General features: G+C 55.5%; 21 protein-coding genes and 1 tRNA gene. 9 read left to right on the forward strand and 13 right to left on the reverse strand.

What is annotated here, in order from left to right; genetic code table 11:
* Positions 1-25 precede the first annotated feature (25 nt).
* Together Q9R35_RS00645 and Q9R35_RS00650 are read left to right on the forward strand one after the other, a co-directional pair.
* On the forward strand, positions 26-1072 hold the full coding sequence (locus tag Q9R35_RS00645; RefSeq protein WP_009456751.1) for a hypothetical protein: 1047 nt from the start codon (positions 26-28) through the stop codon (positions 1070-1072).
* 215 nt (positions 1073-1287) lie between these two features.
* A complete protein-coding gene (locus tag Q9R35_RS00650; protein WP_311219182.1) occupies positions 1288-1614 on the forward strand; it encodes a tetratricopeptide repeat protein in 327 nt (108 codons plus the stop codon).
* A gap of 248 nt (positions 1615-1862) precedes the next feature.
* Here the strand turns inward: Q9R35_RS00650 and Q9R35_RS00655 are convergent, their stop codons facing one another.
* Positions 1863-2630 carry a Smr/MutS family protein gene (locus tag Q9R35_RS00655; protein ID WP_197313515.1) on the reverse strand — a complete coding sequence of 256 codons (768 nt, stop codon included), beginning with the start codon at positions 2628-2630 and terminating at the stop codon, positions 1863-1865.
* Positions 2617-3573, reverse strand: coding sequence for a thioredoxin-disulfide reductase (gene trxB / locus Q9R35_RS00660; RefSeq protein WP_063691263.1), 957 nt, complete (start codon positions 3571-3573; stop codon positions 2617-2619). Before trxB ends, Q9R35_RS00655 begins: the two co-directional genes overlap by 14 nt.
* A 43-nt stretch (positions 3574-3616) precedes the next feature.
* On the opposite strand from trxB, the gene Q9R35_RS00665 reads away from it, so the two are divergent.
* From Q9R35_RS00665 to serS, 4 genes are all read left to right on the forward strand, one after another.
* A complete protein-coding gene (locus Q9R35_RS00665) occupies positions 3617-5992 on the forward strand; it encodes a DNA translocase FtsK (RefSeq protein WP_283738290.1) in 2376 nt (791 codons plus the stop codon).
* Entirely contained in the window at positions 5982-6608 is a 627-nt protein-coding gene (lolA, locus tag Q9R35_RS00670) for an outer membrane lipoprotein chaperone LolA (RefSeq protein WP_045930260.1), read from the forward strand. Before Q9R35_RS00665 ends, lolA begins: the two co-directional genes overlap by 11 nt.
* Before the next feature lie 124 nt (positions 6609-6732).
* Positions 6733-8046, forward strand: a complete 1314-nt coding sequence (locus tag Q9R35_RS00675) for a replication-associated recombination protein A (RefSeq protein ID WP_042488323.1) — start codon at positions 6733-6735, stop codon at positions 8044-8046.
* A 142-nt stretch (positions 8047-8188) separates the two neighbouring features.
* Complete coding sequence (gene serS, locus Q9R35_RS00680; protein ID WP_042488319.1) at positions 8189-9535, forward strand: serine--tRNA ligase; 1347 nt, start codon at positions 8189-8191, stop codon at positions 9533-9535.
* Positions 9536-9615: 80 nt separating this feature from the next.
* Here the strand turns inward: serS and Q9R35_RS00685 are convergent, their stop codons facing one another.
* Positions 9616-9924: a hypothetical protein gene (locus Q9R35_RS00685; RefSeq protein ID WP_045930259.1), complete on the reverse strand. Its 309-nt coding sequence runs from the start codon at positions 9922-9924 to the stop codon at positions 9616-9618.
* A 184-nt stretch (positions 9925-10108) separates the two neighbouring features.
* Positions 10109-10519 (reverse strand): hypothetical protein, encoded by a 411-nt coding sequence (locus Q9R35_RS00690; protein ID WP_042488313.1) that lies wholly within the window; start codon positions 10517-10519, stop codon positions 10109-10111.
* A 301-nt stretch (positions 10520-10820) separates the two neighbouring features.
* Between Q9R35_RS00690 and Q9R35_RS00695 the strand changes: the two genes are divergently transcribed.
* Positions 10821-10910: transfer RNA gene (locus tag Q9R35_RS00695), tRNA-Ser, on the forward strand.
* 158 nt (positions 10911-11068) lie between these two features.
* Positions 11069-12229 carry a phage integrase central domain-containing protein gene (locus Q9R35_RS00700; protein ID WP_311219183.1) on the forward strand — a complete coding sequence of 387 codons (1161 nt, stop codon included), beginning with the start codon at positions 11069-11071 and terminating at the stop codon, positions 12227-12229.
* 204 nt (positions 12230-12433) lie between these two features.
* Here the strand turns inward: Q9R35_RS00700 and Q9R35_RS00710 are convergent, their stop codons facing one another.
* From Q9R35_RS00710 to Q9R35_RS00735, 6 genes are all read right to left on the reverse strand, one after another.
* Entirely contained in the window at positions 12434-12631 is a 198-nt protein-coding gene (locus tag Q9R35_RS00710; protein ID WP_311219185.1) for a hypothetical protein, read from the reverse strand.
* Complete coding sequence (locus Q9R35_RS00715) at positions 12628-12981, reverse strand: phage protein NinX family protein (protein ID WP_311219186.1); 354 nt, start codon at positions 12979-12981, stop codon at positions 12628-12630. The genes Q9R35_RS00710 and Q9R35_RS00715 overlap by 4 nt, the downstream gene beginning before the upstream one ends.
* A complete protein-coding gene (locus Q9R35_RS00720) occupies positions 12978-14396 on the reverse strand; it encodes a hypothetical protein (protein ID WP_311219187.1) in 1419 nt (472 codons plus the stop codon). Before Q9R35_RS00720 ends, Q9R35_RS00715 begins: the two co-directional genes overlap by 4 nt.
* Positions 14397-14550: 154 nt before the next feature.
* Positions 14551-14832 carry an ASCH domain-containing protein gene (locus tag Q9R35_RS00725; RefSeq protein ID WP_311219188.1) on the reverse strand — a complete coding sequence of 94 codons (282 nt, stop codon included), beginning with the start codon at positions 14830-14832 and terminating at the stop codon, positions 14551-14553.
* Positions 14829-15155, reverse strand: coding sequence for a hypothetical protein (locus Q9R35_RS00730; protein ID WP_311219189.1), 327 nt, complete (start codon positions 15153-15155; stop codon positions 14829-14831). Before Q9R35_RS00730 ends, Q9R35_RS00725 begins: the two co-directional genes overlap by 4 nt.
* Before the next feature lie 295 nt (positions 15156-15450).
* Positions 15451-15666, reverse strand: coding sequence for a hypothetical protein (locus Q9R35_RS00735; RefSeq protein WP_311219190.1), 216 nt, complete (start codon positions 15664-15666; stop codon positions 15451-15453).
* 120 nt (positions 15667-15786) lie between these two features.
* Here Q9R35_RS00735 and Q9R35_RS00740 point away from each other — a divergent pair, with 120 nt between their 5' ends.
* The gene (locus tag Q9R35_RS00740; protein WP_311219191.1) at positions 15787-16491 is read left to right on the forward strand and encodes a hypothetical protein; all 705 of its coding nucleotides are present in this window, start codon (positions 15787-15789) and stop codon (positions 16489-16491) included.
* Between the two features lie 92 nt (positions 16492-16583).
* On the opposite strand, the gene ssb is transcribed toward Q9R35_RS00740, so the two are convergent.
* From ssb to Q9R35_RS00755, 3 genes are read right to left on the reverse strand one after another with little or no spacing between them, the layout of a single operon-like run.
* Positions 16584-17099, reverse strand: coding sequence for a single-stranded DNA-binding protein (gene ssb, locus Q9R35_RS00745; RefSeq protein ID WP_311219192.1), 516 nt, complete (start codon positions 17097-17099; stop codon positions 16584-16586).
* A complete protein-coding gene (locus tag Q9R35_RS00750) occupies positions 17100-17735 on the reverse strand; it encodes a YqaJ viral recombinase family protein (RefSeq protein ID WP_311219193.1) in 636 nt (211 codons plus the stop codon). It lies immediately after the preceding gene.
* Positions 17735-18472 (reverse strand): ERF family protein, encoded by a 738-nt coding sequence (locus Q9R35_RS00755; protein WP_311219194.1) that lies wholly within the window; start codon positions 18470-18472, stop codon positions 17735-17737. The genes Q9R35_RS00750 and Q9R35_RS00755 overlap by 1 nt, the downstream gene beginning before the upstream one ends.
* Positions 18473-18479 lie beyond the last annotated feature (7 nt).

Raw genomic sequence — 18479 nt, forward strand, 5'->3', positions numbered from 1 at the left:
TTTTGAATTTTCTAGGAGTAGTGAGATGTTGCGTGAGCATATTGAAGGCAAATGGATTGCTGATTTTGTAGAAGTGTTTGGACTGTGCAAAGTACAACCCGGCGAAATGGCAGTCGTGCTGTCCGAGACGCAATCGCGCTCCGTGCTGGCCGAGCTGGCTGAGTTGGCCCTGACGCAAATGGGGGCACGGGTTTGCCATGTGAAACTGGTATCGCCACGTCTGAAAAGCAATATTGCCCTGCGCTCGACCGGGACGTCTTTGGCGCTGGAAGGTATGGACCCGATTGTCCAGGCTTTGGCAGGCAGCCAGTTCATTGTGGACTGCACCGTAGAAGGGCTGCTGCATTCGCCCGAGCGTGCCGCACTGCTGGCCAAAGGTGCCCGCATCATGATGATTAGCGACGAGCATCCCGAGATTCTGGAACGGGTCAAACCCAGTCCTGATTTGCAAAGCAAGTGCGATATTGGCGGCAAACTGATTACCGACGCCAGCGTCATGCACATCAGCTCCGAGGCCGGTACGGACCTGACGGTCAGCCTGGCGGGTGTGATTGGCCGCGGTAGCGCTGGCATTGCCGACAAGCCGGGCAGCTTTGGTTACTGGCCTGCCGGTCTGTGCATTTGCTACCCCAGCAATGGCAGTGTGAATGGCACGCTGGTGCTCGATAGCGGGGATGTGAACCTGACCTTCAAGCGCTATCTGGAATCGGCGGTGACCCTGCGTATCGAAAATGATTATGTGGTGGCCATCGAGGGTAAGGGCGTAGACGCGGATTTGATCCGTTCTTATTACGCCAGCTGGAATGACAAGGATGCCTATGCGGTCAGCCATGTGGGATGGGGTATGGCTCCGGCGGCACGGTGGGATTCCATGGCCATGTATGACAAGCGCGATACCAATGGAACCGAGTTACGCGCCTTTGCCGGTAATTTCCTTTTTTCTACCGGCGCGAATCCGGCGGCAGGCCGTTTCTCCGATTGCCACTTCGACTACCCAATGCGCAACTGCACGGTTAGCCTGGATGGCCGTGAAGTTGTCAGCAAGGGTGTGTTGCAAGGCGATCTGGCCTAACGCGCTAACAAGAGCGGTACCCGCAGGGGAATGGGCCTACAGAGCCTGAGCTGCTGGGGCCGCCCTTTGATATTCCGTGGTACAAAACCAAGCTCAATGGTTGATGGCTATACGGTTTTATAGTCATCAGGCTGTTCAGGCTTGTCGTTGCCCTTATTCAACGGTGTTTGAAAGTGGCGCGACCCAGCCTCGCTTTGTTTTCAAGGGTACGGTTTATGCGTGAAGGTTTGGAAAAACTATTGGCTGCAGGCAAGGATAATGCCTTGCTGCGCTTTGGCCTGGGCAACGCCTGTATGGGCGAGGGCGATCTGGAAGCGGCCCGCGAGCATTTGTACAAAGCCGTGGAAATGAATCCGCGTTACACCGCTGCCTGGAAGCTTTTGGGGAGGGTGCTGGTGAACCTGGAACAATTCAAACAGGCCAAGGAAATTCTGGAGCAGGGCTTGGTGACTGCCCAGGAACAGGGCGACAAGCAGGCTGAGAAAGAAATGCAGGTGTTTTTGAAGCGGGCCGTGAAGGCTTTGGATCAGGCCGCGGAATAAAGGCGGCGAGTGGGCGACTGATATTTTCTTACCATGCGGGTATCAGTGCATTCCCTAAGTGTGACAGCTTTATAAATGGGGCACAATACGTTTCATGCAGGTGAGGAGACATAGCCCCGCAAAGCTGGGCAATAAAGACCGAAATAAAACGGTCACTATTATAAAAGCAATAGGCAGTACAACATAACAACAACAAAAAAAAGGCCAGCGAAAGCTGGCCTTTTTTACGTCTGTACCCCATGAAAAAATCAAACACCGGGTTCGGACATGGCTTGCAGCACCAGTTTGACGGCACCTTGCCCACCTTCATTGGGCGCGCATTCCATATAAGCCAGAACGCTGGGCAACTGGGTCAACCAGCGACGCACGGCATGACGTAAAACGGGTTCGCCATTGCGCGAGCCGTAGCCTGTGCCATGGACAATTCGTACACAGCGCACACCGTGCTCCAGACAGGAGCGCAGAAAGTTGTCCAGCCGCTCGCGGGCCTGTTCCAGATCCGAGCCATGCAAATCCAGGCTGGACTCAATGGGCCAACGGTTGCGTTCCAGATCGCGCAAGACATCGGTGCCACAGCCGGCACGTAAGTGTCGTATATCGTTGCCTTCACCTTGCACACTGACATATTGGTCAGAGGCCTGGGGCAGGGCAGGCGTACTAATGGGCGCACCTACCGCGTGGCGACGACGTTGCTCCAACTGTTCCGGGCTGGCCGCAGGGCGGCTCATGACTACGCTTTGACCGCGCTTTTTCAAGGGGGCGACGTCACGCATGGACTGACGTAGCCAAGCCCTGTCGCTGGGGTCCAATAAGGAAACGGGGTCTTGGGCCGCTGTAGCGTTACTGGCAGGAGCCAGTTTGGCTGGCTTGCCACCGGGATCTGGTGGGCGAGGGCGCTTGCGAGCCTGGGGACGGGCGGGGGCAGGGGGCGGATTGAGATCCTGGCGGACCTGACCTTGCAACTTCTTCAGGTCTGCCAGGCTACGCCCTATGGCTTTGGGCTTACTTGTTTTCATCCAACCAGCGCTGTGCGTCCAGGGCGGCCATGCAACCGCTGGCTGCACTGGTAATGGCCTGACGATAGATATTGTCTTGCACATCGCCCGCGGCAAACACGCCAGGAACGGAAGTCATGGTGGCCATGCCTTTCAGACCGCTACGGGTGGTGATGTAGCCGTCGTGCATATCCAGCTTGCCTTCAAAGATCCCGGTGTTGGGCTTGTGGCCGATGGCGATAAAGGCGCCGGTCACGGCAAGATCTTCTGTGGCCTGGGTCTGGTTGTTGATGATGCGCACACCGGTTACGCCAGAAGCGTCACCCAGCACTTCCTGCAGTTCGCTGTGCAGTTTCAGGCGGATATTGCCATTCTGGACGCGATCCATCAGCTTGTCGGTCAGGATGGGCTCGGAACGGAAGGTATCGCGACGGTGTATCAGCGTCACGGTTTTGCAAATATTGGACAGGTACAGGGCTTCTTCTACGGCGGTATTGCCACCACCGACCACGGCCACGTCCTGGTTCTTGTAGAAGAAACCGTCACACGTTGCGCAGCCGGACACACCACGGCCCATGAATTCCTGCTCTGTGGGCAGACCCAGGTACTGAGCCGAGGCGCCTGTCGCAATAATCAGCGAATCGCAGGTGTAGACTGTGCCACTATCACCATTCAGGGTCAGTGGGCGGGTGGACAGATCAACCGAGGACACCATGTCAAAGATTAATTCTGTTTCGAATCGTTCCGCATGAGCCTGGAAACGTGCCATAAGATCAGGTCCCTGGACGCCTTGGGCATCGGCTGGCCAGTTATCTACATCCGTGGTGGTCATCAGTTGGCCACCTTGCTCCATGCCAGTGACCAAGACGGGGTTGAGGTTGGCGCGGGCTGCGTAGATCGCTGCGGTATAGCCGGCCGGGCCTGAGCCCAGAATGAGTACTTTTGCGTGCTTAGTAGTCGACATCACAGAAAATCCGAAAAAGACGATCTCCAATTATAATGAGTCCATGGCAAGAATACCTGCAACATCCCCTCGTTCGTCCCGGTCATCCAAAAATGTGCGTAATGGGCCTTCAGCCCTGCAACAGCGCCTGACAGGACTGCTGCGCGAAGCACGGTGGATTATCTTCGCTGCTCTGGCAGCCTGGCTGGGCCTGGTACTGGCGACCTGGGATCCGGGCGATCCCGGCTGGTCGCACTCCGTACATTCGGGTCTGACCCAAAACGGCGGCGGCATTTTTGGCGCCCATATCGCTGACTTCCTCTTGTTTCTATTTGGTCTGACGGCCTGGCTCTGGGTGGTGCTGCTGGTGCAGCGCGTGGCCGTGGGCTTTTATCGTCTGACCGCCTTGCTCTTGCCCAGCACCAAAAACGAGGACGTTCTGCCTCGGGTGCGTTGGGAAATTGGCATAGGCTTTTTCTTTTTGTTTCTGGGCAGCATGGGCCTGGAATCGCTGTTTTTTAAAGACCTGGGCCAGCAATGGCAGCTCCCGGCGGGGGCTGGCGGACAGTTAGGCCAATTATTATCGCAACTATTGGTAACTTCGATAGGCTTTGGCGGTGCCACTTTGGTGCTGATGGGCCTGCTCGCCGGTGGGGCCAGTTTGTTCTTTGGTTTCTCCTGGCTGACGCTGGCCGAACGCCTGGGCGGCTTCATTGAAGGGGCGATTCGTCGGGTGATGACTTTGTGGTCGGCTCGTCAGGATCGTCGTGTGGGCGAGGTCAAACGTGCCGAGCGTACGGAAAGTGTGGTCGCCAAGCAGGAGCAACTGGTACATGAACAGCCTGTTCGTATCGAACCTGCTTTTGTGGCCGTGCCCAAATCCGAGCGCGTCGAGAAAGAAAAGCAGCAGACCTTGTTCAAGGCACCTCGTCAGGCGGGCGAAGCGGGCGATTTACCGCCGCTGTCCCTGCTGGACCCCGCTTCTGACAATGTAGAAACGGTGTCGCCGGAAACCATTGAGTTCACCTCGCGTCTGATTGAAAAGAAATTGTCGGACTTTGGTGTTGCGGTAACGGTGGTGACTGCCCAGGCCGGTCCGGTCATTACGCGCTACGAGATTGAGCCTGCTACCGGCGTCAAGGGCAGCCAGATCGTGAATCTGGCCAAAGACCTGGCCCGTGCCTTGAGTCTGGTCAGTATCCGGGTGGTAGAAACCATTCCTGGTAAAAACCTGATGGGTCTGGAACTCCCTAACCCCCGTCGCCAAATGGTGCGTCTGGAAGAAATCGTTGGCTCGCAAACCTATCACAGCAGCGCCTCTTTGCTGACCATGGCTTTGGGCAAGGATATTGCCGGCAAGCCCGTGGTGGCGGATCTGGCCAAGATGCCTCACTTGCTGGTGGCCGGTACAACCGGCTCCGGTAAGTCCGTGGGGATTAACGCCATGATTCTGTCGCTGCTGTACAAGGCAGACCCGGCAGATGTGCGCCTGATCCTGATCGACCCCAAGATGCTGGAAATGAGTGTCTATGAAGGCATTCCTCATTTGCTGGCGCCGGTGGTCACGGACATGCGCTTGGCGTCCAATGCCTTGAACTGGTGTGTAGCGGAGATGGAAAAACGCTACCGCTTGATGAGCAAGCTGGGCGTGCGCAATCTGGCCGGTTACAACGCCAAGATACGCGAAGCGCAAAAGCGTGAAGAGCCTATCCCCAATCCTTTCTCCTTGACGCCAGATGCGCCCGAGCCGCTGTCTGTTCTGCCCATGATCGTCGTCATTATTGACGAGCTGGCTGACCTGATGATGGTGCAGGGCAAGAAGATCGAAGAGTTGATTGCCCGCTTGGCTCAGAAAGCTCGAGCAGCTGGTATTCACCTGATTCTGGCTACGCAGCGCCCTAGCGTGGACGTAATTACGGGTCTGATCAAGGCAAACATTCCGACACGTATCGCTTTCCAGGTGTCATCCAAGATCGACTCGCGCACCATTCTGGATCAGATGGGGGCAGAAACCTTGCTGGGCATGGGCGATATGCTCTATCTGCCTCCCGGTACAGGCTTGCCCAAACGGGTACACGGCGCTTTTGTCAGCGACGAGGAAGTTCACCGCGTGGTTGAGCACCTGAAAGAACACGGCGAGCCCGATTACATCGAAGGCCTGCTGGAAGGCGCGGTCGAAGGCGAGTCGGGTGACGGCGTCAACCCGGCGACCGGCATGGCAGACGCTGAAGCAGACCCGCTGTACGACCAGGCTGTTCAAGTCATTATCAAGAATCGTCGCGCTTCGATTTCCTCGGTGCAGCGTCATTTGCGTATCGGTTATAACCGGGCAGCCCGACTGCTGGAACAAATGGAGCAGGCCGGTTTGGTATCGGCCATGCAGCCCAACGGTAACCGTGAAATTCTGGTCCCCGCAGGAGGTGCCAAAGATGAAGATTAAGACACTGCTGGCCAGCATGCTGCTGGCCGCTACACCTGCCTTGACCATGGCCGCTTCGGCCAGCGAGCAATTGCGCTCTTTTGTGCAAGATGTGCGCGCTGCAAAGGGCGAGTTTTCCCAGCGTACGGTCGATAGCAACGGCCAGTCCAAAGGCGCGCCGCAATCCGGGCAATTCGTGTTTCAGCGCCCTGGCCAGTTCAAATGGCATGTGCAGCGTCCTTATGAGCAGTTGATCGTGTCTGACGGCAAGTTGCTCTATCAATACGACCCGGATCTGGCCCAAGTCACCGAGCGTGGTGTGGACCAATCCATCGGCGCTTCGCCTGCTGCGATCTTGTTTGGGACTGGCAATCTGGAAGACTCCTTCCGTCTGGTTGAACAAGATGCACGGGATGGATTGGAGTGGATCCGAGCCACGCCTTTGCAAAGCGATGCCGGCTTTTCCTACGTGGATATCGGCTTCAAGGATCGTGAGCCACGTCGTCTGGAATTGCAGGACTCGTTCGGGCAAACCACGTATATCGACTTCACCGGCTTGGAACCGAACCCTCGGATTACCTTGGGTACCTTCACGTTCAAGGCTCCTGCCGGAGTGGATGTCGTCTCCATGCCTTGATGCACATTCTGTTTTTGTGCAGCTATCGTCAGGATCAGCACTTGGCTGGCTCTGACAAAACAAGTTTTCAATACAGACCTGGTCCGCTTGGCCAGGTCTTGCCATTTTAGGAAGGGCGATCGCCATGCGTGATTTGTTCGCTCAGGAACCCGCCGCACCCTTAGCCGAAGCACTACGCCCCAAAACTCTGGATCAGGTGGTAGGGCAGTCTCACCTGCTGGGCGAGGGCAAGCCACTACGTTTGGCTTTTCAGTCCGGCAAACCGCACTCCATGATTTTCTGGGGACCGCCGGGCGTGGGCAAAACCACGCTGGCGCGTTTGACGGCCAGTGCATTCGAGTGCGAGTTCATCGCCTTGTCTGCCGTTTTTTCGGGCGTGAAAGATATTCGTGCTGCCATGGAGCAGGCCCAGCAGAATCTGGCTATGGGCAAGCACACCATCCTGTTCGTGGATGAGATACATCGCTTCAACAAGTCCCAGCAAGACGCGCTGCTCCCTTATGCCGAAAGTGGCTTGGTGACCTTTATTGGTGCCACCACAGAAAACCCGTCGTTCGAGGTTAACTCGGCCTTGTTGTCGCGCGCTCAGGTCTACGTGCTCAAGTCCCTGACGGATGAGGAGCTGAAGCTGTTGCTGCGCCGTGTACAGGAGCAGAACGCGCTGGATGGTCTGGAGTTTGAGGATCAAGCCGTTGACACCCTGATCGGCTATGCGGACGGCGATGCGCGACGCTTCTTGAACCTGCTGGAGCAGACCAATACGGCCGCCAAGACATCCGGCACCGAGCTGGTCACGACAGATTTTCTGCAAAACGCTCTCACCTTGAATTCACGGCGTTTTGACAAGGGGGGCGACAATTTCTACGACCAGATTTCTGCTTTGCATAAATCGGTGCGCGGTTCCAACCCGGATGCCGCCTTGTATTGGCTGACCCGGATGCTGGACGGCGGGGCTGATGCCCGCTATTTGTCGCGCCGCATCATACGTATGGCTTGGGAGGATATCGGTTTGGCCGATCCGCGCGCCATGCAAATTGCCAACGATGCAGCCTTGACCTTCGAGCGCCTGGGCAGTCCTGAAGGCGAACTGGCGCTGGGACAGGCCGTGATTTATCTGGCTATCGCAGCCAAGAGCAATGCCGGTTATATGGCATACAACCAGGCCCGCGCCTTTGTGAAGCAGGATAAAAGCCGCGAAGTGCCAGTGCATTTGCGCAACGCGCCCACCAAGCTGATGAAAGAGCTGGGCCACGGTCATGCGTATCGCTATGCGCATGACGAGCCCAATGCCTACGCGGCGGGAGAGACTTACTTGCCGGACGGTATTCCCGATCCGCATTGGTATCAGCCCGTGCCCCGTGGTCTGGAAATCAAGATCGCTGAAAAAATGGAGCGCCTGCGTCAGCTGGACGAGCAGGCCGGTAAGAAAGATACCTAAGACAGGACAGGCGCTTGCTTGGCCTGTCACCTCCGTATTTCCCGATATCTCGCTACGGCTTGCGCTGTGCTGCGCTTGTGGTGGCTTGTGGTTAAAATCACCAGATCAATCGGGATTGAACCATCACCTATATGGCTATTAAATGTTAGATCTGAACCAATTACGCAAAGACTTGGAGCCGCTGGTACAGGGCTTGGCGAAACGTGGCGTGCAATTTGACACCGAGCGTTTCCAGCAGCTGGAAGCCCGCCGCAAAGCGGTACAGGTGGAAACCGAAACTTTGCAGGCCGAGCGCAATGCACTGGCCAAGCGCATCGGCCAGCTCAAGTCCAAGGGCGAAGACGCCAGCGAGGCATTGGCTCAATCCCAGCAAATTCCTGTGCGCCTGAAGCAGCTGGAGCAGGACCTGTCCCAAGTGCAGGCCGAGCTGTCCTCCTGGTTCGCCACAATTCCTAACCTGCCACATGAAAGTGTGCCGGTGGGCGAGTCCGAAGAAGACAACGTCGAAGTACGTCGTTGGATTCCCGGTCCTAAAGATGATCAGGGCAAGCCTGCGCATATCACCTTTGAGCCGCGTGATCACGTGGACCTGGGTGAGCAGTTTGGTCTGGATTTTGAAGCAGCCCGCAAGCTGGCTGGTGCCCGTTTCATGGTTCTGCGTGGACCTCTGGCCCGTTTGCACCGTGCTCTGGCTCAGTTCATGTTGGATACCCAAGTGGAAGAGCACGGCTACACCGAGTGCTACACCCCTTACATCGTGAACGCGTCCACCTTGTATGGCACAGGCCAGTTGCCCAAGTTCAAGGACGATATGTTCTGGGTCACCAAAGGTGGTCAGGACAATGAGCCAGCAGATCCTGCCGAATCCAAGCCTGAAGACCTGTACCTGATCTCCACCTCCGAGATCAGTTTGACGGGCATGGTGCGCGACGAGATTCTGGCTGGTGATGCGTTGCCTATGCGTCTGACTGCCCATTCGCCTTGTTTCCGTTCGGAAGCCGGTAGCGGTGGCCGTGACACCCGTGGCGTGATTCGCCAGCACCAGTTCGACAAAGTGGAAATGGTGCAGATCGTTCACCCTGAACAATCCTACGAAGCATTGGAGTCCATGGTCGGTCACGCCGAGCATGTTCTGCAGGCTTTGGAGCTGCCGTATCGTGTGGTTCAGCTGTGTACCGGCGATATGGGCTTTTCTGCCGCCAAAACCTACGATCTGGAAGTGTGGTTGCCTGCACAGGACACGTTCCGCGAGATTTCTTCGGTCTCGAACTGCGAGGCTTTCCAGGCCCGTCGTCTGCAGGCGCGTTTTCGTGCCGACAGCAAGGCACGTCCGGAGTTTGTGCATACGCTGAACGGTTCCGGTCTGGCCGTAGGCCGTGCCTTGGTCGCCGTGCTGGAAAACCACCAGCAGGAAGATGGCAGCGTGATTGTGCCCAAGGTTCTGCGTCCTTACATGGGCGGTCTGGAACGTCTGGTGCCTGCGAAGTAACGCCTCGGCTTGAATAGCAAAAGGGCTGATGACCTTTATGGTCTTCAGCCCTTTTTTATTCCAGGTTCCGTAATGAGGGATTAGTCATCATCCCAGTAGCGCTCCTGCTGCTTGCGCCAGCGCTTGTGCGCGCGTCGCTGTTGCTTGCGCCATTCCTTGTTGGAGCGACCATATTCCACGTAGCCGGGACGATAGACATAGCGTGGAGGGTGGTAAACCACCGGGGGTGGAGCGACATAAACCGGGCGTTCCACAACATGAGCGGGCGGGTAGTAGATCGGTCCGTAACCGATACCGGGAATACCGACATTGATGTCCACATTCACACCACCTGCAAAGGCAGTGCTGGTGCCCAAAACCATCAAGCCGGCTAATAGTAGCTTTTTCATATGCTGCACCTCTCGTGACTCTAGCTGCAGCGATTGTTGCTCGAAATTCGAGCCTCAAACGTTAGGCAATCCTGCCAAAGCACTTCCAAACGCAACATGGCTCGTATGAGCTATGCCAGAGGTTTACCTTTCTTAACACATGTGTCTCCCTGCCCGGCTGGACAGGGGAGGCACCTGAGCGTGTTTAGAAGGTATGGCGTTCAACCTGACGATGGCGGATTGGGCGACGGTTGTAGTTCGCATGCAGCTGTCGGCCGTGCACAGAATCCAGCTGTTTGTTCAGGTGAGGGGCATGGCGCGGCTTGCGTTGTGGCGGCTCTGCGCGAGGCTTGGAGTTGACTTCCAGAAACCAGAGACAGAGAGCGGCCCAGAAGAACAGCGACAGGATATTGACCAGCCCGCCTCGCAGGGAAGCGTAGCCCGTCGCCTCCGAGGCCTGAATACGCAATACATCAGACAGGACCGGGATAGAGCCCAAGGTTTCAACCACCAGACTGCCTGGTATCCGGAAAGCCCAGCGCAAAGTCTGGAGAATCTCATTCAGGCTGTATATGCCGTCGCCGTTGGCGTCGATAATCCATTGGAAGGTTTGCATGACAATTCCTTTTATCAAGTCCGGCAAGTTGCGCCGGAATTACAAGGACTGCCTTAAAAAGGGCAGGGCTGCGATGCATCAATGTGTGCTTCCAATATAGGCCTGCGGCTCAGGGGGAACAAGAGAAATAGGTCAAAAAGAAGGGTAAACCCTTGATTGAAAAGCATTCTTTGGCTTGGCTTAAGGGGGGCTATCCAGAAACAGTGTTCTTTGACGCCAGTGCTATACGTCTTTAGTGCTTGTCAAAGTGTGTTCTTTCATCTATATTTATGGGCTTGCTTGTAACCATATAAGCAATCGCGGACAGGTGGCAGAGTGGTCGAATGTACCTGACTCGAAATCAGGCGTACGTGCAAGCGTACCGTGGGTTCGAATCCCACCCTGTCCGCCAATATTCATATCGCCGGTGCTCAATGAGTCCCGGCGATTCTTTTTGTGCGTTGATTCCATTAGCGTCACAGTCTATAGTCGTCTCGATCAGTCCCGGACGATACCACCCAAGCCATCAATCAGTAATGGTATCGCCCGTGGCATTCGGGAATTGATACCATGGCTCTCACAGTTAAAAAGATCGACGGCGCAAAGCCTCAGGATAAACCGTACAAACTTTCTGATAGCGCAGGGTTATATCTGTTTGTTGCCCCAACGGGGCTTCGCAGTTGGCGAGCAAACTATCAGCAGGACGGAAAACAGAAAACACGGACGTACGGGCGATACCCTGAAATGAGCTTGGCACAGGCAAGGGAGGCGCATGCTTTGGCGAAATCCTCCGGTGCCACGAGCGATACCACGGCGTTGCCGACATTTCAGCAGGTGGCCGGGAAGTGGCTATCCGTGAAACTTCCGTCGCTATCCAACCACAAGCACAAGGTTCAGGTAGAAAACACACTGGATAGGTTTGTGTATCCGTCAATCGGAAGCCTTCCTATCGATCAGATAAAGCGCCCTCAGTTAACGGAGGTCGTCCTAAAGACACAAGAGGGCGGCAGGATTGAAACCGCGCATCGTGTTGCCGGCCGCATTGCGGCGGTATTCGATTACGCGGTTGATATGGGAATCATTGAGCATCATGGCGCGTCTGGCCTGGTGCGTGTGCTCCAATCAAGGCGCGTTAAAAAACCAATGGCCAGCATCCTTCCCGCTGAAACAGGGAAGCTGTTGTCTGATATAGATGGATACGACGAGCCTGTAACCCGCTTGGGCCTTAATCTGTTGGCCCTGACTTTTGTTAGGGTTGGCGAACTCAGGGGCATGAGGTGGGATGAGTTACGCGAAAACGGCTCAGTCTGGGTTGTCCCTGCCGACCGCATGAAATTGAGGATTCCGCATGTAGTACCGTTGTCGCGTCAGGCTCAATTGATACTGAAAGAACTTGAGCTTATCAGTGGTGAGCGTGAGTTTGTCTTGCAATCACCAATCAGCAGATCCAGCCCAATATCCGAGAACACATTGTTGTTTGCTTTGTATCGTCTCGGATATCGGGGGAAAATGACCGCTCATGGCTTCCGGTCGCTTGCGTCCACTGTGTTGAACGAGCAATCCAGTTTTGAGCGGGACGTGATCGAGCGTCAGCTTGCCCATAAAGAAACAGATGCGGTCAGGGCTGCGTACAACCGTGCGCAATATCTGCCTCAGCGTCGTGAGTTGATGGCATGGTGGGCTGACTGGCTTGACCAACAGCGCGAATGTCATCGACTCGCCAACGCGTGACCCCTCCGAACTTAACCGGCTGCGGCAAATCTCCCTGCGTGACCTTTCTGAAAAAGGTGGAGCGACCCATAGACAGCATTGCCGCCGCCTCGGATGCAGTTACAAGTACTTTTTCCATTTTAATTTCCCATCAAAAACCCGGCACAAGGCCGGGCAGGTTCCATTCTTTAGCTGTCACAGCGAGCATGGTCGTGATTGATTCGGTCACTGGTCTGGCTCCTTTGTGATCAGTTTCACGCGCAGCTTGCTATGCTTGGGCTTTGGTTTCCGCGCAAACCAGAGAGCCAGCAAGTAGACGACGGCTACCCCCATCGTGAACCCGAGCCCAGGCAGGAAGCCATCTAGGAACTTGTTGAGCATCACCAGCCACTGAAACTCGTAGCCGAATGCAGTGAATGTCACTGGTTTTCCTCCTGTTCATCAGCAGGCACTGAGTCACCGTACTTGCTGGATACGTACGCACGCATGGCGGCGATAAGACAAGTTTCACCCCATTCACGCGGCAAGGAGTCTTTAAGATCAATCATGGCGAACCATTGTTTTTGACGGGCTCTGTATTCAATGTCGATCTTCTCTCGCTCGATGATCGGGCCACCGTGAGACCACTCTGTTGACGGGCAGTACCGATGTAGAGTATGCCCGTTAGCTACGACGCAAACACCACCTATGCCGAGTTGCGGATTCATTTCACCGGCAGCTTTGGCCACCCAGTAATCCAGCTCAGCACCAATCAGTTCAGATACTTTTTTCATGCCTCCTCCTTACGGGCCGCTTCGATGGCGGCACGGGCCTTGATGATGGTCTCCGAGTGCTCGATCAGCCCTTCTTCATCGCTCGCGATCACTGCACCCACTATCTCGACCAGAGAACTTAAAAGGTCAGCTTTTACCTTGTCGGCGTCCTGTTGCACTGCTCCTGGGGAAAGTGCATTTTTAACCGCATCCAGCGCAGCATTGCAGGTGGCTATGTCTCGGGCTGTTATCTGGATAAGCCCGGTGTGATCGGTAAGGTAGCGAACCCACGTCTCTTTTCCGCCCCAATACTTGAAAGCTTCGGCGTCGTTGCGAACCTTGCATTGGCCATCAGGGCAAGGTGTACGTTCTTGTCGCCATTCGTGGCGGGCGTCATCACAATGGTGACCATTCTGCTGCGTAACCCCTTGATTTTCAACCGATACCGATTTCCCGGTTTCGGCGTCCTGCTGGGCGAGTGCGGCGATGCGTTTCGCAAGCACAGTCTCTCCATTCAGCGGGGGCATGTTGAGGAAAGCGTGAGCTCGGGCCTTTTTAGGGCTGTCTGGTAGATCAGGCAGAAGTTTCTTCAGCCATGCCAGTGCCTGCATTCGGTGGCCGTCGAATTGCAGCGCAAGATTGCGCCACTGGTCCTCACTGCTGCTATCCGCCTTGGCTGCGAGTGCAGCTTGGTAGCAGTCCATCCCATACTGCTTAATGCAATCCAGAACGCTGTCCCAATCATCCGTAGGCGCGATGTCCGGCAGTTCTGGCAACTCTCCGTAATTTCCGAATGGTTGGGTACTGGACTGATAGCCATCAACCAAAGCGCGCACCCCAGGATGAGCAAGACAGCCCCAAGATTGCAGGTATTGGCGTACGTCTGCGATGTCGATTTCCCCATCCGCCAACAACCCATCAGCACCGCTTACAGGTTGCTGCTGACCTTGCAAATTTGGCGATTCGTCAACCGGCGTTCCTTGCATTTCTGGTGATCTGTCAACCAGCTGCGCCTGCAGGACTTCAATCTCCTTACGCAGCGCTTCAATCTCTGCATCCCTTGCTGGGATACCTGCCATCACATCATCGAGCGTTTGTTGTGTGACGTCTGGCTGGGTTACAACGGGGGCGGAACTATAGCGAGACAGCAGCGCACGGGCGAAAACGACAACGCCGTAGGGCATGCGATCGCAATCAATGCCCAGCGGCTCAACTGCAATATCGATAATTTCGTCGTCGGTCGGCTCCGCGCTCATAGGGGCGTCAATCTCAGCCCACTGAAAAGCTGAAATCAGATCATGAGCGGTCAGGGTGTAGGTGTCGTTCTCGTGGGGCAGCTCGTTATCCTGGCCGAACTGCAAAGACGAAAAACTTTTACCGATGAAGGCGCGGATTTCCTCGGGAGTATTGGGCAGGCCTGTGTGTTCTTTGCTCATTGCTTCTTCTCCCGCAGTTGGGGGTAATTAGGATTGGGGGCGGCTTTGGATGTAACTGGGATGAATGCGCGTGTGCCGTAGACCTGGGCGGCTCGCTGCAGGTTGAACGCTTCTTGCGGGGTAGACCGCGCCTGGTTGTGTGGGTGGAGTGCTGTCATTCTGGCCTCACGTCGATTACGTACACCTCGACCGGATCGGGTCCGAAGTGCGGATGGATGATGGTTGCAGTTGTGTAGCCGCGCCAAGGTCGTATCAGGCGACGTTCGCTGTCGTCGCGCCTGGGATAGCCAAGCGTCAGGATGATGCGGTCGTATGCGCCGTGGCCGTCCAGGCGCTTGCGCCAGTAGTCGTTGCAGAGCCGGTATTCAAACCACTTTTCACCGGCCTTGATCTGCTCGAAGTATTCGCGCTTGAGGGGTAGTACCAGGTCACTCATGGCCTGCTGTCCTCCTGGCGTGCAGCAACAATAGCGGCCATTTCCTCAGGCGTTGGATGGCGTACTTCGCCACATGTTTGGCACTCCATGCGAGTGGCCTCAATCGGATAGGTGCGTCTTGGCTCCCAGATATGCTGGCCATCATTCAAGCAATCAGCCTTTTCGGGCTCAAAGTAGAAGCTGATGGACGTTGTGAAAGTGAAGTGCTTTCCGCATGATCGGCAGTGATCGTGGTGCAGAACACCTTCTTCGTAACCGTGCCCGTCATCGTGACAAACTTCAAAGGGAGCTTCGCAGTACGGGCAATCAAAGTCGTGGCTCATGTTTAGCCTCCCATCCGTTCTCACCCCAGACCACACAAGAGCGCTCCAGCTCATGGCACAGGGATGCATATCCGTTATTGAAATGACCGTGATGCTTGGATTTGTGCAGCAGAATCCGAGGCGTGGGGTCATGGCGAAGGGTAAAAAATTGCCCCGGTTCGATGTGTCGAAGGCGGGGCAGGGGTCGGGCAAATTCGGCTTGTCTGGCCATGCGGCCTCCGTTTTCATCTACTGGGGCGTCAGAGCTTCTGCTCTGGCAATGGGGGTGACAGATTCATCTATTTGTCTTGTCTGGCTACTCACCAGCGAGGGCCAACGCACCATTCAGGATGGAGCGGATTGATTTCGTCACCTTCTCGGGCTGACCTAAGTCCACCACTAGTTCTGTGGCTTCGAGGTCGATTCCTGCAGCGTCAGCGAACGCCTGGGTGGTCTTGGCAAGCATATAAACGTAGGCGCGCAGCTTGCGTGCCTCCTCAGCGGTCGGCGCTGGAGATTCAACGGTGGTCATGAGTGGTTCCTAGAAAAGAAAAACCCCGGTTGAGTAAATCAAGCGGGGTTATGGGGTGTGGCTGTAGTCGTGATGCTTCATAGGGGAGGCATCCTGTGTTTTAGCCACAAGGTATCGACTATGATGGCGAAATTCATAGATAAGGGGAGGCGCATGGAGGGCCTGATGCGGAAATTCGTTAAAAAAGTTTTTTGTCAGAGTGACGCCCATGTGTTCCTGCTGTGCGTCCTGGTTTCTTTTGTGTTTGTTTCCGCTGGCACTTGGCTGCTCTTTACCTACTTCAAACTCAGTTCAAGTGATGTGGCTTCATGGGTGCAAGCTGTGGCTTCAGTCGTAGCAATACGATGGGCTGGGCGTCAAGGCACTGCACTATTGAGGCATCGTCGAGAAATGGAAAAAAAGGCGGCTATTGAGTTGGCTGTAAGTATTCTGCGATCCGTGCATGGGCATATCTTCAGGGTTGGTAGGTCCAGATGGTGGGATGGAGAAAAGCTACGTAAGGTCGTGATCGGAGAGAGCTACTTTGAGGTTGAATATCTCGGCCCTATAGAGAAAATGTTCGATCAAGTGAATTTAGGGCATCTTGATAACCCTGAAGCAGTTGAAATTATGGTTTCAGCTCGAGCAAAAATATGGCGATTACGGGAGTTATTAGACTGGATAACCAAAAACGGCTCTACAGTCGAACAACGAGTGAATAAAGAGGAAACATACGATCGTCAAGCTAGGCACATTGTTCAACAAGTTAGCGAATTGAGAGGATGTTTAAACCAACTAATTCAAATTATGAATAGCTACGAGCGATTACCCGTAGTTGAGTCATAGGCGTCCGCCAATATGCAAGGCTATTCAAGCTCTGCAACTGCAACTGCTTGGCATTGACCAGGCGGGCCAGTACTCTGGCCGTTCTGGCCCTCTCAAACACAATAAGCGTTCCGTGAGAGCAGGGGAGCGAATGGAATGTCATCGTCCATATCCGCCAGGTTGCCGGGCGAGGGCGTCGGAGACTGCCTTTGCTGCTGCCCGTGCCCGGTGGCTTCCGCGTAATTGTTGCGCTGCTGGCCCTGTGGCGGTGAGTTGGGTTGCTGCGATTCCCCGTCACGGCCGCCCAGCATTTGCATTTCCTCAGCGATGATTTCGGTTGTGAGACGCTCCTGACCGTCCTGGCCCATCCATTTGCGGGTGCGCAGGCGACCTTCTACGTAAACGGGACGGCCTTTGCGCAGGTATTCGCCGGCGATTTCAGCCAGACGGTTGTAAAACACCACACGGTGCCATTCGGTTTCCTCACGGCGCTCGCCGGAGGTACGGTCTTTCCACTGCGAGGTCGTGGCAATGGAAATATTGCAGATGGCCGAGCCTTCTGCGCTGTAGCGTACTTCTGGGTCGCGGCCAAGATTGCCCACCAGAATGACTTTATTTACCGATGCCATTTAAGCGGCCTCCAACAGGGCTTCCTGTAATGCTTGCTGGTGCTTGGTAACTGTCCGCTCGAACTCCATCAGGTCAGACTCCAGCGATTCGATCTGATTGTCGTCGCGGTCGATGCGGATGATCTTCATGCGGCCCAGGTCATGAACCCATAAGACCAGATCCACCCATTTGCGGCCGAGCAACCACATTGCGCCATTGCATTGGTCTACGTAGGCGGCAATGTCACCGTTCACAAAGGCGGTGAACAGGGTGTCGCTGCTGACCATGGTCTTGATTTCAATGATCCCGTCATCGCCTACCAAACCGTCTACGCTCACCCCAAACAGACGGTCAGGCGTTGTAATGAAGCCGGCCTCGTCAACGATCTGGCCGGTCTTGCGCTCATAGACAGCTCGGGCGTAGGGCTCTTGCTCTGTGCCCAGGCGCATAGCGCCATTCACAAAGACCTGCATAGGCTCGCCGCCTTCGCGCTCTCGGGCCACATCCATAGCGTAGTCCAAGCATTTCTTGGATGGGGCACCGCTTTTCAGGCGGTCGCGGCAGTCTTTGAAACGGCTGCCGGTGATGACGCCTTTGCGGGCCTGGAGCCATTCCGGTGTACCTTGTTCTGCGGTGTGAATGATTAAGCCTTCCATTATCGAGCCTCCGTGAGCATCTTCTTCTTGTCCGATACAGCCTTTTTGAAGGCGTTGTAATCAGCAAGGTTGTTGGTTGCGTAAATGACGTTGCCGCCTTGTTGCCAGATGGTTTCCAGCTTTTCGAGCGTGTCGGCCTGGGCCACTTGGCTGATCCATTCATCTTTCAGAGCAGGGTCAGCCGGCGCCCGACCATCGGTGTCGTCGTCTTGCTCGGACAGGCCGGTAATGGCCTTCAAGGTGTATCGCTCCAAGTAGGTCTTGGTGCTGGCGCGTGACTGAATGGCGTTGCGGCCTGGGCCGGTATCTGGTGGCCCGCCCATGCTGACACTTTCTTGATGGCCTCCAACGTGCCGCAGGTAGCAGGTGACCTCCATCCAGTCTTTGTCATCCTTGGTCAGCTTCCAACTGGACGAAAGCCCGTGCTTGGAGAGGGCGGGAGTAACTGCATTCACAACATCATGCAGCTCGGCGTATTTTTGATTCTTAAGCGGGCCATCGGAACGGGCCTTACCCTTGATGATCGTGACTGACTCGGCCTTGAATGCAGCGAACGCCTCGTCGTAGGCCTTCTTGGCCTGGGTGGCGTTGTAGCGATCCTGCAGGTCCATCATTTGTCCGATCTGCTCAGGGCTCATTCCCGATTGCAGGGCTGCGATTGCCATGGCCATTGGTGACCCGGCTGGTGCGGGTGCTGCGACAGCGGCCTGTGGCGTCTCAATAATTTCTGTGCTCATGGTGTCC

Source organism: Alcaligenes sp. AB3 (assembly GCF_031844565.1).
Lineage (GTDB): Bacteria > Pseudomonadota > Gammaproteobacteria > Burkholderiales > Burkholderiaceae_B > Alcaligenes > Alcaligenes faecalis.

Bases quoted from the DNA above. Each gene is read 5' to 3' on its own strand.
- Q9R35_RS00720 (WP_311219187.1), bottom strand. From the start codon at position 14,396: ATGAGCAAAGAACACACAGGCCTGCCCAATACTCCCGAGGAAATCCGC.
- Q9R35_RS00715 (WP_311219186.1), bottom strand. From the start codon at position 12,981: ATGAAAAAAGTATCTGAACTGATTGGTGCTGAGCTGGATTACTGGGTG.
- Q9R35_RS00690 (WP_042488313.1), bottom strand. From the start codon at position 10,519: ATGCAAACCTTCCAATGGATTATCGACGCCAACGGCGACGGCATATAC.
- Q9R35_RS00740 (WP_311219191.1), top strand. From the start codon at position 15,787: ATGATGGCGAAATTCATAGATAAGGGGAGGCGCATGGAGGGCCTGATG.
- Q9R35_RS00685 (WP_045930259.1), bottom strand. From the start codon at position 9,924: ATGAAAAAGCTACTATTAGCCGGCTTGATGGTTTTGGGCACCAGCACT.
- ssb (WP_311219192.1), bottom strand. From the start codon at position 17,099: ATGGCATCGGTAAATAAAGTCATTCTGGTGGGCAATCTTGGCCGCGAC.
- Q9R35_RS00665 (WP_283738290.1), top strand. From the start codon at position 3,617: ATGGCAAGAATACCTGCAACATCCCCTCGTTCGTCCCGGTCATCCAAA.
- Q9R35_RS00735 (WP_311219190.1), bottom strand. From the start codon at position 15,666: ATGACCACCGTTGAATCTCCAGCGCCGACCGCTGAGGAGGCACGCAAG.
- serS (WP_042488319.1), top strand. From the start codon at position 8,189: ATGTTAGATCTGAACCAATTACGCAAAGACTTGGAGCCGCTGGTACAG.
- Q9R35_RS00650 (WP_311219182.1), top strand. From the start codon at position 1,288: ATGCGTGAAGGTTTGGAAAAACTATTGGCTGCAGGCAAGGATAATGCC.
- Q9R35_RS00750 (WP_311219193.1), bottom strand. From the start codon at position 17,735: ATGGAAGGCTTAATCATTCACACCGCAGAACAAGGTACACCGGAATGG.
- trxB (WP_063691263.1), bottom strand. From the start codon at position 3,573: ATGTCGACTACTAAGCACGCAAAAGTACTCATTCTGGGCTCAGGCCCG.
- Q9R35_RS00700 (WP_311219183.1), top strand. From the start codon at position 11,069: ATGGCTCTCACAGTTAAAAAGATCGACGGCGCAAAGCCTCAGGATAAA.
- Q9R35_RS00730 (WP_311219189.1), bottom strand. From the start codon at position 15,155: ATGAGCCACGACTTTGATTGCCCGTACTGCGAAGCTCCCTTTGAAGTT.
- lolA (WP_045930260.1), top strand. From the start codon at position 5,982: ATGAAGATTAAGACACTGCTGGCCAGCATGCTGCTGGCCGCTACACCT.
- Q9R35_RS00725 (WP_311219188.1), bottom strand. From the start codon at position 14,832: ATGAGTGACCTGGTACTACCCCTCAAGCGCGAATACTTCGAGCAGATC.
- Q9R35_RS00655 (WP_197313515.1), bottom strand. From the start codon at position 2,630: ATGAAAACAAGTAAGCCCAAAGCCATAGGGCGTAGCCTGGCAGACCTG.
- Q9R35_RS00755 (WP_311219194.1), bottom strand. From the start codon at position 18,472: ATGAGCACAGAAATTATTGAGACGCCACAGGCCGCTGTCGCAGCACCC.
- Q9R35_RS00675 (WP_042488323.1), top strand. From the start codon at position 6,733: ATGCGTGATTTGTTCGCTCAGGAACCCGCCGCACCCTTAGCCGAAGCA.
- Q9R35_RS00645 (WP_009456751.1), top strand. From the start codon at position 26: ATGTTGCGTGAGCATATTGAAGGCAAATGGATTGCTGATTTTGTAGAA.